The sequence below is a fragment of the Atribacteraceae bacterium genome (assembly GCA_035477455.1).
GTDB lineage: Bacteria > Atribacterota > Atribacteria > Atribacterales > Atribacteraceae > DATIKP01.
Genome location: DATIKP010000149.1, coordinates 1 through 12,499, shown reverse-complemented (window position 1 = coordinate 12,499; position 12,499 = coordinate 1). Strand labels below are relative to the sequence as shown.

Genomic DNA, 12,499 nt, shown 5'->3' with positions numbered 1-12,499 from the left:
CGAATTAGTCTCCAGTGATGAATACATGGAATTTCTCATCGGCAAAGGGTGTTACTACGGGTGGTATTTTACCTACGTCCCTATCGGAAAAAAACCGGATATCAATCTGATGCCCACGCCCGAGCAACGCCTATTGCTCCGTTCCCGGGTACATAAAATGCGATATGATAAACCTATCTTTATCGGAGATTTTTGGAATGACGGTCCTTATGTGGGCGGATGTCTGGCTGGCGGCCGGCGGTATTTTCACATCAACAATGTCGGTGACGTCGAACCCTGCGTTTTCTGTCACTTCACGGTGGACAACATCAAAGACAGGTCCTTAAAGGAAGTGTTCTCTTCTCCTTTCTTCCGGGCTATTCAGTTGAACCAGCCATACGACAATAACCTAATGCGTCCTTGTATGCTCATTGACGTCCCCGAAACGCTACAGGAAGTCGTCAGAAAATACGGAGCCCGACCCAGCCACGATGGAGCAGACAGCCTGCTGACGACGATGAAGGATGGAGTTGAAGAATATTCCCGGTCTTTCAAAAAACTGGCCGATGAAATATGGGAGAAAGAATACAAAGGAACTGTTTATTACAAAGACTATAAAACTGAGCGGCAGAATTATATCGAAAAACTCCACCAGGGAGATACCGCAAAAAAACACCGACCAAAGGCCGAGAAGGTGGAAGTATAGACATTCTCCCTGCAGGAGAAAAGATTCATCCGGCACCGCACCGCTCCGGCCGGCTCTTCTTCGCAGTGCCGGATGAATCGTGTCCAGATTACCAGCCGACACAGCGCCTTCCCCGCTCGGCTCTCGGATCGAATCACTCATTAGGGCCATGGTCCAGAAATTTCCAGAACCCCAGCTCGTCAAGCTTTGCCGCTTTGTCTTCCACGCTTTCCCGTAATCTAATTTTGAACAAACGCAATCTCTCCCGAAGTTCGGAGTCCTGCAAAGCTATGATTTCTATTGCTAATATTCCGGCATTACGAGCTCCGTTGATGGCGACTGTGGCAACCGGTACGCCGGCAGGCATCTGAACGATGGAAAAAAGCGAATCGAGACCTTCCATGTTCTTGCCCCGGACCGGAACACCAATAACCGGCAAAAGGGTGAGTGAGGCGACCATACCCGGAAGATGGGCCGCACCGCCTGCCCCCGCGATAATCACCTGAATTCCGCGACTCTCCGCTTCGCGGGCGTAGAGAAACATAGCATCCGGGGTTCGGTGTGCGGAAACAATCCGGCATTCACAGGATACATGAAATTCAGCTAGTACTTCCGCCGCTTCTTTCATAATCGGCAGGTCGGAATCGCTTCCCATGATGATTCCAACAAGACTTCGCTGCATGATGTTACCTCTCTTCACCGATAATGGTCACCATCTTCCTGGCCATCCCGGCTTTTTCCATGGCTTCTCCAACTCCAACACCCAAGGCAGTAAGGTGCCCCATCTTTCGGTTTGGCCTGGTTTCAGCTTTTCCATAGTAATGAATGTAGACTTCGGAAATCCGTAGCGCTTCCTCGATACCTACGATTTTTCCCCTCCCCCGATACCTTTCTTCGCCCAGTAGGTTCATCATGACCGCTGGTTTCAGTAATTCCGTACTACCCAAAGGCAGACCGAGAATAGCCCTCAGGTGTTGATTGAATTGGGAAGTCGCACAGGCTTCAATAGTATAGTGCCCGGAGTTATGGGTACGAGGCGCAACTTCGTTGACCTGCACCTCTCCATCACTGGTAACGAACATTTCTATACAAAAGACCCCGGTTCCTCCAATAACATCAGTCGTTCTTCGGGCTAATTCCAGGGCTTTTTCGGAAACGGAAAATGAAACCCGGGCCGGAACGATGGTGATACGCAGAATATTCTCCTGATGGATATTCTCAACCAAGGGGTAGACCTTCACCTCTCCATTTCCGGTTCTGGCAACAAGAGCTGACACTTCCATCTGGAAGGGAATATATTTTTCGATCAGCAAGCTATCCCGTCCCGATTGGAGATTTGCAAAAGCCCGGGGAATTTCATCACGCTTCCTGACCAGGTAGTTCCCTTTTCCGTCGTACCCACCGCGTCGGCTCTTGAGAAGAAACGGATAGTTAAATCGTTTTTCGGCGACGTGTTGTAGCGCATCCAAAGTGTCGATCGGTTCAAAATCGGGAAGATTAATGCCTTTGTCCAGTAAAAAACTTTTTTGAAGGTATTTATCCTGGATGGTTTTAAGAATGTGGGGTGATGGGGCCATGATATGGCCTTGCCCGACCAATTCAATAAGGATATCGCTGTTGATGTGTTCAAGTTCATAGGTAACAACATCGCTGAGCTCGGCCAGTGTTCGATACCCGGCTGGTTCGTGAAAACCACAAATAACCTGTTCATCGGCTATCGAAGATGCTGGACAACAAGGATCCGGATCCAGGATCGTAAAATGCAATCCCATCTTTTTCCCTTCCAAAATCATCATTCTTCCCAATTGGCCGCCGCCGACAATGCCGACTCTCATCTCATTCAAGGCCTTCTTCATGACCGCCTTCCTACTCACTTACGCTCTTGAGCAAAAAGATCCTTGCCGTCATGGACGCTGGGACCAAGCCCGATATCCGATGTCCCGACGATAATACATCTTGTCGAAACGAATCTGGGAGATCGCCTGATAGGCACGATCCTTGGCTTCCAATAAATCTTTTCCCCGACCACACACATTCATAACCCGACCTGAGGTGGTAATCGTCTTGTTTTCCTGTCGCTTAGTCCCGGCATGAAAGACCAGTACTTCATCATCAGGCCGGTTTTCAAATTGTTCCAGACCATCTATAACCATTCCGGTGTCGTAATGGCCAGGATATCCATGGGTAGCCAGAACGACGGCGAGGTTTGCTCCGGCGCTCTCTGCAAGAATTGTCTCGGATAGCTTTCCTTCCCAAATCGCCAGACAGAGTTCCAACCAATCAGTTTGTAACCGAGGCAAGATCACCTGTGCCTCCGGGTCGCCGAGCCGCACATTGAACTCCAGCACACGGGGTCGCCTCATTTCATCAATCATGAGCCCAAGATAGAGAAAGCCACGATAAAACAATTTTTCCCTGGCCAAGCCTTCCATCAGGGGTCCTATGATCTCCCGTTCCAGCCGGACCTGGACGTCTTTGTCCACTACCGGAGTCGGGGAATAGGCCCCCATTCCCCCGGTGTTCGGACCAATGTCGCCTTCCCCGATCCGCTTGTGGTCCTGAGAGAAAGGAAACATCCGATAGGTTCTCCCGTCGAGGGCCATCATCACCGTGGCTTCTTCCCCGGATAAAAATTCCTCGACCACCATTCGCTCACCTGCTGCTCCGAGACGACGTTCAAGCATGAATTCTTTCATGATGATCCGGGCTTCATCCGAATCCTGAGCGATGGCTACGCCTTTTCCAGCGGCAAGTCCGTCGGCTTTTAAAACCAGGGGGTAACGGTAATTCGATCCAAGGTATCTGAAGGCTTCGGTGCTCTGGTCAAATATTTCGTAGTCGGCGGTGGGAATGTGGTTCCGATTCATGAATTGTTTGGCGAATATTTTACTCGATTCCAGACGAGCGGCTGCCCGGTTTGGTCCGATGACCGGTAGTTTCTCAGACAGAAACAAATCAACGATGCCTTCCGCCAGGTATGCTTCCGGGCCGATTATAGTCAAATCGATTATCTGTTCCTTCGCAAATTGAAGATATTCCCGGGGGGTGGCAAGGGGCACGTTGGTGCCCAAAAGCGCTGTACCGCCATTCCCCGGGGAACAATAAAGACGATCGATTCGGGAGTTCTGGGACAATTTCCAGCACAAACAGTGCTCCCGCCCTCCATTCCCGATCACCAGCGCTTTCATCGCCAATCCTCCCTGACCTTCGTTTTTCGACCATCCCAATAAATTTTTCCTTCCAACACAAGACGGATCGCTTCGGGATAAAGGGCATGTTCAAGTTGTAATATTCTTTGGAAAAGGGTATCCACGGTATCGTCATCTTTCACCGGACAGCATGACTGGAGAAGAATGGGGCCAGTGTCTATGCCTTCATCGACGAAATGCACTGTACATCCGGTTATTTTAACCCCATATTCCAGGGCTTGACATTGCGCATCAAGTCCGGGAAATGCCGGTAACAAAGAAGGATGGATGTTCAGAAGCCGGCCTCGAAACCGATCGATGATTTCTTTCCCGACAATACGCATATACCCAGCCAGACAAACCAGTTCGGGATCTTCTCTTATAAGCAAAGCAAATAAATTTCTTTCATAGGCTTTTTTCCCGGAAAATGATTCGTAATCCAGAACGTGGATGGGAACATTGGCCCGACGGGCGCGTTCCAGAGCCGGTGCCCCCGGGACATCGCTGATCACCAGGGAAACCCGGCCAGGTATCTGGCCGGCTGCACAGGCTTCCAGAATCGCCTGTAAATTTGTACCACGGCCTGAAGCCAGGACCGCGATCTTCCGGTTATCCACTGAGAACCACTCCTTGTTCACCGGCAATGATTTCACCTATTTCCACCGGTCGTTCTCCGGCATCGATCAGAATCGATCGAGCACGATCGACCTCACCTTGGCCCACCACGACAATCATCCCGGTCCCCATGTTGAAAGTCTGCCACATCTCTTCTCCGGGAACCCTACCGATCTCTTGAATAAACCGAAAAATCCACGGAACAGATATCCGGCTCTTTTCGATTAACGCCTGGCACCCCTTCGGTAGGATTCGGGGAAGGTTCCCGGGGATGCCTCCCCCGGTAATGTGGGCTACCCCCTTCACCGGTAAAGACCGGAACATTTTCTCCAGAGAACGGCTGTATATCCTGGTCGGTAAAAGAAGTTCTGTAGCGAGGTGATGCCCATCGATCCTAGCCTCATAGGCCACCTCCGCTGCGTCCAGCACTTTTCTGATCAGGGAAAAACCGTTGCTGTGCAAGCCTGAGGAAGGCAGGCCGATGATCCGGTCTCCGGGGCAAATTGTCGAACCGTCCACAATTTTCTCCTGGTCCACCAACCCAACGACGAATCCGGCCAAATCATAATCCGAACCCCGGTACATACCGGGCATCTCCGCCGTTTCGCCTCCCAAAAGAGCGCAGTCCGCGAGGCGGCAGCCTTCGACTATCCCCTGTACAACTTTTTCCAGATGTTCCCGATCGAGCCCTCCACAAGCATAGTAATCAAGAAAGAACAAGGGCCTTGCCCCGACGCACAAAATGTCATTGACACACATCGCCACCAGGTCGATCCCGACAGTATCATGCCGATTCAAACGTGCTGCGACCTTGAGTTTGGTCCCTACTCCATCGCAGGATCCGACCAGACAGGGTTTACGCAAGCCTTCCGGCAAGCGGTAAAGACCGGCATATCCACCAATATCCGAAAGAACTCCCGAACGGGGCGCCTTTCCGACCAATTCCCGTATCCGTTCCACTGCCGACTCGGCTAATCGGACATCAACACCGCTTTTTTTGTAGGTCCATCCCTCTTCCATGATCTCACTCCAAGCCTGCCCGCTGAAAGATGGTATCCACATGCTTTAGATAATATCCATAATCAAACAGGGAATCGATCTCTTCGAAAGATAAGGTACTATTGATCACCGGTTGTTCATAAAGTACATCCCGGAAATGCCGTCCGGTCCGGTCGTTCCGGAGAGCAAGTGATGCTTGCTGGATCAGGGTATAGGCTTCTTCCCTGTTCATGCCGCGTTTGATCAATTCAAGAAGAACTCGCTCGGAAAATACCAACCCTCGGTTGTTTTCCAGATTCTGCTTCATGCGGTCGGCATGAACAACCAGTGAATCGATAAGCTGACGAAACGTCTGCAACAAATAATCGGCCAGTAAACAGCTATCCGGTAGAATTATCCGTTCCGCCGAAGAATGGGAAATGTCCCGTTCATGCCAAAGCGGGATGTTCTCCATGGCCACTAGAAGATTCCCACGCAGGATTCTCGCCAGACCACATATCTGTTCTCCGATAATCGGATTTTTTTTATGAGGCATGGCCGAAGAACCTTTCTGGCCTATTGTGAATCCCTCCTCGAGTTCTCCGATTTCAGTGCGTTGGAGGCTCCTGATCTCAACAGCAAATCTTTCGAGACTGCTCGCGATCATGGAGAGAGCCCAAATAAATTCTGCGTACCGGTCCCGCTGAACGATCTGGGTTGACACTGGATCTATTTCCAGCCCAAGTTTTTCACAGACCGACCGTTCAATAGCCGGTTCAATATTGGCGAAATTCCCCACCGCTCCTGAAATTTTTCCCACAGACACATTCCTTATCGCCCTTGTCAGGCGGATCTGATGACGAACCATTTCCATATACCAGCCAGCTAGCTTGATACCGAATGTCGTCGGTTCGGCATGGACACCATGTGTCCGGCCGGCCATCAGGGTCAGGCGATGAACGGAAGCGGTTTCGCGAATCGAATGAAGGACTTCCTGAAGGTCTTCCTGTATCAGCTCGCCCGCCGCTTTCATAATCAGCGCATTCGCCGTATCCAACATATCAGAAGAGGTCAGCCCGAAATGAAGATAGCGGGATACCGGTCCCAGATTTTCGGAAAGTGAGGTAAGGAAGGCAATAACATCGTGACGAGTGGTCTGTTCGATTTCCCTCATCCGTTCCGGCGAAATACGTATTTTGTCAAGGATTTCATTCAGAATTTCTCGGCTGAATAAACCCCTTTCCTGCCAGCACTCAAGCACGGCGATTTCTACCCGGAGCCAAGTATCAAGCCGGTAACGGTCGCTCCATATCGAGCGCATTTTCGGTAACGAATAGCGTTCAATCACAATCATTCAGCCTCTTCATCTTTATCCACCGGAGTCCCGCACTGTGGACAGAAGCGGTTTGATTTCTGAAGTGATTTATAGCATTGCGAGCAGACAGAGCTTCCGGTCACTTTTTCACCGCACTGCGGACAGAAGCGGCTGCCATAGCCCATAATCTCTCCACAGGCAAAACAGGTCAGTGAAGCCCCTCCGGGCTGAAGATTGATCAGTTCATATTCCATTGCTTCCAGCTCCTGCCCCAAAGATTCGATCTCCCGGCAATCATTCCGGAGGGTTTCGTGCTGCAATTCACCCTTCTGGTAAATCGAAAACGTCCTTTGTCCCAAATCAACAAGCATCCGGTTTCTTTCTCGATGGAAAGCGGCTATTCGCCAGCGCAATCCCACTTTTTTCCTTAATTGTTTGAGACCTGCCACTACCATACCCATCTTTTTTTCACCCTCTTTCGGTCGGTATTGTACCATATCGGTTCAGATTCATGATGATTCAGGAAATTAATGCCTCCCATGGATCTCCCAGAGAGCTAATCGTTGTCTCCGGAGTGGAGTTCCGCCCTCCGAAACAACTTACCCCGTTGCTTTTTAAGTGACATAACAGTAAGCTTGTACCGGAAAACCAAGAGAAGTCGCCCACGTTTGAAATCAAGAAAGGAGGAGAGAGATGTTGAACATTACTCATATCCTTGTACCAACCGACTTTTCACCTTTTTCCGATCTGGCAATCCAACAAGCCTCTTTTTTTGCCGCACACTTCGGAGCAAAAATAACCATGCTTCACGTGTTAACCATGGCCGAGGTCAATGCCTTGACCGCACAACCGGGAAATCCCTGGGAAAACGTAGTCGGACAGATTCAAAACACCATGCGGGAACAATATATCCAAGCCACGTATGAGATGGCGAAAGAAATCAGTGAACCAGTCCTGGAAGTTGCAGTCGGTGAGCCAGCAGAGGAAATAACACGGTATGCCGGAGAAAACAAGGTCGATCATCTTATCCTGGGAACTCACGGCCGAACCGGCTTGGCCAGCCTCTTCCTGGGAAGTGTGACCATCGAAGTGATAAAGTTGACCTGTATCCCCATCACCGTGGTCAAGTGTCCGGAATTTATGAAGTGAAAGCGATCCGCTCCTTTTACCCTCCGACTTTGTGAGATAGGAGGAGCGGATCATGTAGTTTTGCCGGCGCAGTGTCCCCCTTAATTAAGCCATCCGTGGTTTCTACCGAAAACGAGACCATTCGTTTGCGAGTACCAGGTGGCTATCCCTTCCCTGGTATACCAGATTGTCCACCCCAAAGGTATCGCGTATTTTGTCCTGAAACGTCGGGTGTTCGTGCCGGTAGATAACGCCCAGGGGAATTCGTTCACCCCATTCCAGTGATTTCTCGAAAGCGCCGATCCGATTGGTTGAGTCATAGTGGCCATCCAAGGTATAGACCCTTTTTTTATACCACCCGAAAGTATTCACCGTGTTAAACGTGACACAAGGCTGGAGAATATCGACCAGCGACAGTCCTTTCCATAGTATCGCTTCCCGGAGAATTTTGATAAGCCCCTCCTTGTCTCCGGAAAACCCCCGGGCTACAAAACCAGTATTCTGCGAAATAGCAAAACTCATAGGATTAAACGCCTTCGAAAGGCTTCCCTGCGGCTGCGTTTTGGTTACGAAACCGTCTTCGGACGTCGGCGAGGCCTGTCCTTTGGTCAAACCGTAAACCTGATTGTCATGAACCAGCACAGTGATATCCGGATTGCGCCGGATCGCATGTAGGAGGTGATTGCCTCCCTCGCCGTACATACACCCATCACCCGATTCGGCAATGACTGTTAAACCCGGATTAACGGATTTTACAGCAAAGGCGACGGGCAGGCTTCGTCCATGCAAACCATTGAATACGTTGCTGTTGAGATAATGCGGGATTTTTGCCGCCTGGCCTATCCCAGAAACGAGGACTACCTGACGGGGACTGAGAGCGAGCTGTTCCAAGGCTTCTTTCAGGGCATCCAGAATGCCGAAATTTCCACATCCCGGACACCAGGCCGTTTTTGCGTGGTTATCGAAAGCGTTGTTCATGACAAAATCTCCTTGATACGCATTTCGAGCTCTTCAACGAAAAACGGAAGGCCATTGAACGCATTGACCCTCCGGGGAAACGCCCGTCCGGTTTCCCGTTCAAGCAATCGGGCGAACTGGCCCAGATAGTTCCCTTCGACCACTACTGGATTTGGTAGGTTCCTCGCCAGTTCAACCGTTTCGGTGGCCATTGGATACAGATCGGTAAAATGAACCAGGCCGGCCCTCATACCTTTTTCCCGCAAATTGTTTCTCACCTCGTACAACACTCCATATGTCGATCCCCACCCAATGAGGGTTACATCCTCTCCTTCCAGGCATCTTGGACTCCGCATCGCTGATTTCATGAACTGTATTTTCCGCATCCGCTTTTCCTGTTGGCTTAACCGTATGGTTAAATCTTCGGTGATATGCCCCCATTCGTCGTGTTCGTCGCTATCGGCGATGACCAACCCGGGACCCGATCCTGGAAGAGCCCGGGGTGATACTCCATTTTCGGTAGGGACATACCGGCGATATCCCTGAACGGCGAGTACGGTATGGGGCGAATCAGCCTTTTCGTCGACCTGGAGATCCGGATAAGTCCATTCCGTATCCGCCAGGTACTGGTCACTCAGTAGAATAACCGGAACCTGGAAGCGCTCAGTCAGATTGAAGGCCCTGATCACTGCGTTCATGGCCTCCCGGGGTTCCCCGGGAGCCAGGACGAAACGGGGAAACTCATCGTGTGATGCATGAATGACAAACTCTAAATCCCCCTGCGAAGTTCGGGTTGGAAGACCGGTACTGGGCCCCGGACGCTGGGCATTGAGAATTACCAGAGGGGTTTCAGTCATGGCTGCCAGACCGAGTCCTTCGGTCATCAGGCAAAATCCCCCCCCAGAGGTGCCGGTCATGGCCCTGGCCCCACAATATGACGCCCCCACCGCCATATTGACCGCGGCGATTTCATCTTCAGCCTGCTCAACGAGGATGCCGTATTCCTTAGCCCGTCCGGCGACAAAGTTCAAAACACCGGAGGAGGGGGTCATCGGATAAGCGCTGTAGAAAGTGCAACCAGCCAAGACGACCCCCAGTCCCAGGGCGTCGTTCCCGTTCAAGAGCACAGAGGAATGGTCCCGGTTCTGCTGGATATCGGGCAGAAGAGCTTGACCATAAAGTTCTTGTGCCCGCTGAAAACCCTTCCGAAGAGCGTTATTGTTTTCCCTGATCACCTGGTCTCCCTTTTTCCGAAAAACTTCTGACAAATACTCCTCCATCAAGTTGATCCCGAATCCCAGGATCCCCAGCACCGCTCCTACGGCAACGATATTGGCATAAATCGGGTTTCCTGCCTCTTTAGCGATCGCCGCAAAATCAAGCGAAATGACGGATCTTGAATAGGAGGGGTCCGACTGGTCAAGCGCGCCGAGCACAAGACCTCGTTCGCTCACTTCACCTGCATGAATTCTGCAAGTCGCACTATCGAGACAGACCAGCATATCCACCTCTTTCCGCATCGCACAAAGCGGCGCATCGGATAATCTGATCTGGGTAAAAGAATGCCCCCCCCGAATCCGGGATTGGTAATCCTGAATCGTAAAGACCTGTAGTCCGGAACGCAAAAAAATCCTGGACAAGCTATCGGCAACCGTTTGGACGCCCTGTCCGGCCTCTCCGCCGATCTTGATGCTGTAATCAACCATGGTCAAGCCTCCGCTTCCAGATGAGATCAGTGAACTTTTATATCCAGGGTGTCAGAAAGTCCGTCCATTCTTCTTTCCTATAATTCTCGTCATCAAATGTAAATAGCGTGATCCAGTCCTCTTCTGCTTCCCGGACAGCATAGAGACGGTAGGTCGCGAAACCGTCCAGAAAAACGGCAACGGGAAAACCGGGAAGAGTGACTATCTCTTCCCAAAAGGGAAAGCGGATTCCCTCGTTTTTGAGAAACCCAACCTTCTGGCCGGTGATCGAACCCAGCGATGGGGTAATCTCTCGGCTCCAAAATATTGGAGAGAGATCGTCGTTGACTTTCAGTCTGAAGCAATCCCCAAAAGGAGGGAGAAGTTTCGTCTCTCCCGAGGGATAAAAGCTTATCGGACCTTCCTTAAGCCATTCCTCCTCGACCCCAAATATTCGGGAAAGCGCAAAGAGAAAAAATACGGCTATCGCTTTCTGGTTTTCCAAAACGGAGAATGTCCGATTCAGGTCGTCGATTACCGTCAAGGTTTGAGCTTTGGTATCCGAAACAAATCGTAAAGTCGACTGTTCTTCATGGAATACCCGTACACCTATGCCTTCTGTTCCGGTAAACACCTCGACCGACAAAGTCTTGCCAGCCCATAAAATATCGGCTTCAAATACTTGAGCCCTTGCCGCCAGAGAGAAAATCAGGATAAATACCAAGAACATGAAGACAAAAAGTGATTTGTCCAACGGTCCTCTCCTCCCCTCCGCATGTATCTTTTTCATTCGAGTGTACCATAGGTTTTGGGGACTCTCCCCAACATGCTTATCAGGGTTCAAGGTGTTTCCTGGCGAATATAGACGACGTGTTTCTGAGCGGAAGAGATCACAATCTTCTCTTCGTCAAAGCTTTTTTTGATCAGGTAGAGCATATCGCGCTCTACTTCCCAGTGCTCAAGGGGAGCGACTTTGAACACCAAGCGAAGGATCACTCCGGAAGCGTCAAGCCGGGCGATGCGGTGAATACCGACAAATTCGATCACTTTCTGGCTATTGTTCTTTTTATAGTCTTCCGCCAACGCCTTTAAAACCCCGAGCGTCCGGTCTACGTCCTCCTCATAGGAAATACCGACTTCCACAATCGCTCTCGTGAATCCCCGGTTGAAATTGGCGATTCGCGTGATTTCTCCATTAGGGATGGTAAACAAGGCACCGGAAAACGGACGGATATGGGTCACCCGCAAGCCGACATCTTCGACCTGACCGGTAATATCACCGATCTGAACGACATCTCCAACAGAAATACTGTCTTCAAACATCAGGAACAAGCCGGTCAGGACATCTCTGACCAGGGTCTGGGCACCGAAACCAATGGCGATACCTGCCACCCCGGCCCCGGCCAAGAGGGCGGTGGCGTCCACCCCCACCTCTCGCAGGATGGCAATCAAGGCGAAAAAGGCCACGATATACTTAATGACACTGTTTAGAAGCGGTGCCATTGTTTTAGTCCGGCGGTGGATTTCCCGACCGCTCTTTCCCCGGAACCTTAGCTTGATCATACGTCTCACCATCCAGGAAAAGATATGAATGAAGGCAATCGCTCCGGCCAGGATTATCACGATATCCAGGATTCGCCAGGCAATATCAATCATAAAGGTTGTTTCAAGAGAAGTCATTGGTTGACACCTCCCTCGCTCATGCCCCTCTATGAAGCTGGGGGGGTAGTTGCCTGGAAATGACTTTCCTTCGGGGGTATCCCCAGTGCGCATTTTCCAGCCTACATTAACCTCTCAGGGCAATGTTTCCGTTTCTTCCCGGTTGTTCCTCGGAGTTTTCAACCCCGGTGAGGTTCGGTAGGACGCAACGATATCCCTTCTTTGTCCAAAATACCCCGATGGTATTCCTGTATTGATTGAACCGAAAAGGAACCGGTTTTCAAGCGTTCAATAGCGTTTACCATCGCCG

The 12,499-nt window shown here is 50.8% G+C and carries 13 protein-coding genes; 2 read left to right on the top strand and 11 right to left on the bottom strand.

Annotated elements, in window-relative coordinates:
- On the top strand, positions 1 to 685 hold a 685-nt coding region (locus tag VLH40_08900; GenBank protein HSV32119.1), incomplete at its 5' end, for an SPASM domain-containing protein.
- A 133-nt stretch (positions 686 to 818) separates the two neighbouring features.
- Here the strand turns inward: VLH40_08900 and purE are convergent.
- Genes purE through VLH40_08865 form a run of 7 tightly spaced genes read right to left on the bottom strand, consistent with a single transcriptional unit; the run spans position 819 to position 7,221 of the window.
- Entirely contained in the window at positions 819 to 1,346 is a 528-nt protein-coding gene (purE, locus tag VLH40_08895; protein ID HSV32118.1) for a 5-(carboxyamino)imidazole ribonucleotide mutase, read from the bottom strand.
- Positions 1,347 to 1,350: 4 nt separating this feature from the next.
- Positions 1,351 to 2,520, bottom strand: a complete 1,170-nt coding sequence (gene purK / locus VLH40_08890; GenBank protein HSV32117.1) for a 5-(carboxyamino)imidazole ribonucleotide synthase — start codon at positions 2,518 to 2,520, stop codon at positions 1,351 to 1,353.
- Positions 2,521 to 2,568: 48 nt separating this feature from the next.
- Positions 2,569 to 3,852: a phosphoribosylamine--glycine ligase gene (gene purD / locus VLH40_08885; protein ID HSV32116.1), complete on the bottom strand. Its 1,284-nt coding sequence runs from the start codon at positions 3,850 to 3,852 to the stop codon at positions 2,569 to 2,571.
- The gene (gene purN, locus VLH40_08880) at positions 3,849 to 4,469 is read right to left on the bottom strand and encodes a phosphoribosylglycinamide formyltransferase (protein HSV32115.1); all 621 of its coding nucleotides are present in this window, start codon (positions 4,467 to 4,469) and stop codon (positions 3,849 to 3,851) included. Before purN ends, purD begins: the two co-directional genes overlap by 4 nt.
- Positions 4,462 to 5,487, bottom strand: coding sequence for a phosphoribosylformylglycinamidine cyclo-ligase (purM, locus tag VLH40_08875; GenBank protein HSV32114.1), 1,026 nt, complete (start codon positions 5,485 to 5,487; stop codon positions 4,462 to 4,464). The genes purN and purM overlap by 8 nt, the downstream gene beginning before the upstream one ends.
- A 4-nt stretch (positions 5,488 to 5,491) precedes the next feature.
- The gene (purB, locus tag VLH40_08870) at positions 5,492 to 6,799 is read right to left on the bottom strand and encodes an adenylosuccinate lyase (GenBank protein ID HSV32113.1); all 1,308 of its coding nucleotides are present in this window, start codon (positions 6,797 to 6,799) and stop codon (positions 5,492 to 5,494) included.
- Complete coding sequence (locus VLH40_08865) at positions 6,796 to 7,221, bottom strand: zinc ribbon domain-containing protein (protein HSV32112.1); 426 nt, start codon at positions 7,219 to 7,221, stop codon at positions 6,796 to 6,798. The genes purB and VLH40_08865 overlap by 4 nt, the downstream gene beginning before the upstream one ends.
- A gap of 232 nt (positions 7,222 to 7,453) precedes the next feature.
- On the opposite strand from VLH40_08865, the gene VLH40_08860 reads away from it, so the two are divergent.
- Positions 7,454 to 7,909, top strand: coding sequence for a universal stress protein (locus VLH40_08860; protein ID HSV32111.1), 456 nt, complete (start codon positions 7,454 to 7,456; stop codon positions 7,907 to 7,909).
- 102 nt (positions 7,910 to 8,011) lie between these two features.
- On the opposite strand, the gene VLH40_08855 is transcribed toward VLH40_08860, so the two are convergent.
- The 4 genes from VLH40_08855 to VLH40_08840 all read right to left on the bottom strand — a co-directional run bounded on the left by VLH40_08855 (position 8,012) and on the right by VLH40_08840 (position 12,210).
- Entirely contained in the window at positions 8,012 to 8,866 is an 855-nt protein-coding gene (locus VLH40_08855; GenBank protein ID HSV32110.1) for a thiamine pyrophosphate-dependent enzyme, read from the bottom strand.
- The gene (locus tag VLH40_08850; GenBank protein HSV32109.1) at positions 8,863 to 10,551 is read right to left on the bottom strand and encodes a 2-oxoacid:acceptor oxidoreductase subunit alpha; all 1,689 of its coding nucleotides are present in this window, start codon (positions 10,549 to 10,551) and stop codon (positions 8,863 to 8,865) included. The genes VLH40_08855 and VLH40_08850 overlap by 4 nt, the downstream gene beginning before the upstream one ends.
- A gap of 37 nt (positions 10,552 to 10,588) precedes the next feature.
- Positions 10,589 to 11,284: a hypothetical protein gene (locus tag VLH40_08845; protein HSV32108.1), complete on the bottom strand. Its 696-nt coding sequence runs from the start codon at positions 11,282 to 11,284 to the stop codon at positions 10,589 to 10,591.
- A gap of 86 nt (positions 11,285 to 11,370) precedes the next feature.
- A complete protein-coding gene (locus VLH40_08840) occupies positions 11,371 to 12,210 on the bottom strand; it encodes a mechanosensitive ion channel family protein (protein ID HSV32107.1) in 840 nt (279 codons plus the stop codon).
- Positions 12,211 to 12,499: the final 289 nt, after the last annotated feature.

Coding starts and splice junctions, on each gene's coding strand:
- purB (HSV32113.1), bottom strand. CDS start 6,799: ATGATTGTGATTGAACGCTATTCGTTACCGAAAATGCGCTCGATATGG.
- purK (HSV32117.1), bottom strand. CDS start 2,520: ATGAAGAAGGCCTTGAATGAGATGAGAGTCGGCATTGTCGGCGGCGGC.
- purD (HSV32116.1), bottom strand. CDS start 3,852: ATGAAAGCGCTGGTGATCGGGAATGGAGGGCGGGAGCACTGTTTGTGC.
- purM (HSV32114.1), bottom strand. CDS start 5,487: ATGGAAGAGGGATGGACCTACAAAAAAAGCGGTGTTGATGTCCGATTA.
- VLH40_08840 (HSV32107.1), bottom strand. CDS start 12,210: ATGACTTCTCTTGAAACAACCTTTATGATTGATATTGCCTGGCGAATC.
- purE (HSV32118.1), bottom strand. CDS start 1,346: ATGCAGCGAAGTCTTGTTGGAATCATCATGGGAAGCGATTCCGACCTG.
- VLH40_08865 (HSV32112.1), bottom strand. CDS start 7,221: ATGGGTATGGTAGTGGCAGGTCTCAAACAATTAAGGAAAAAAGTGGGA.
- VLH40_08860 (HSV32111.1), top strand. CDS start 7,454: ATGTTGAACATTACTCATATCCTTGTACCAACCGACTTTTCACCTTTT.
- VLH40_08850 (HSV32109.1), bottom strand. CDS start 10,551: ATGGTTGATTACAGCATCAAGATCGGCGGAGAGGCCGGACAGGGCGTC.
- VLH40_08855 (HSV32110.1), bottom strand. CDS start 8,866: ATGAACAACGCTTTCGATAACCACGCAAAAACGGCCTGGTGTCCGGGA.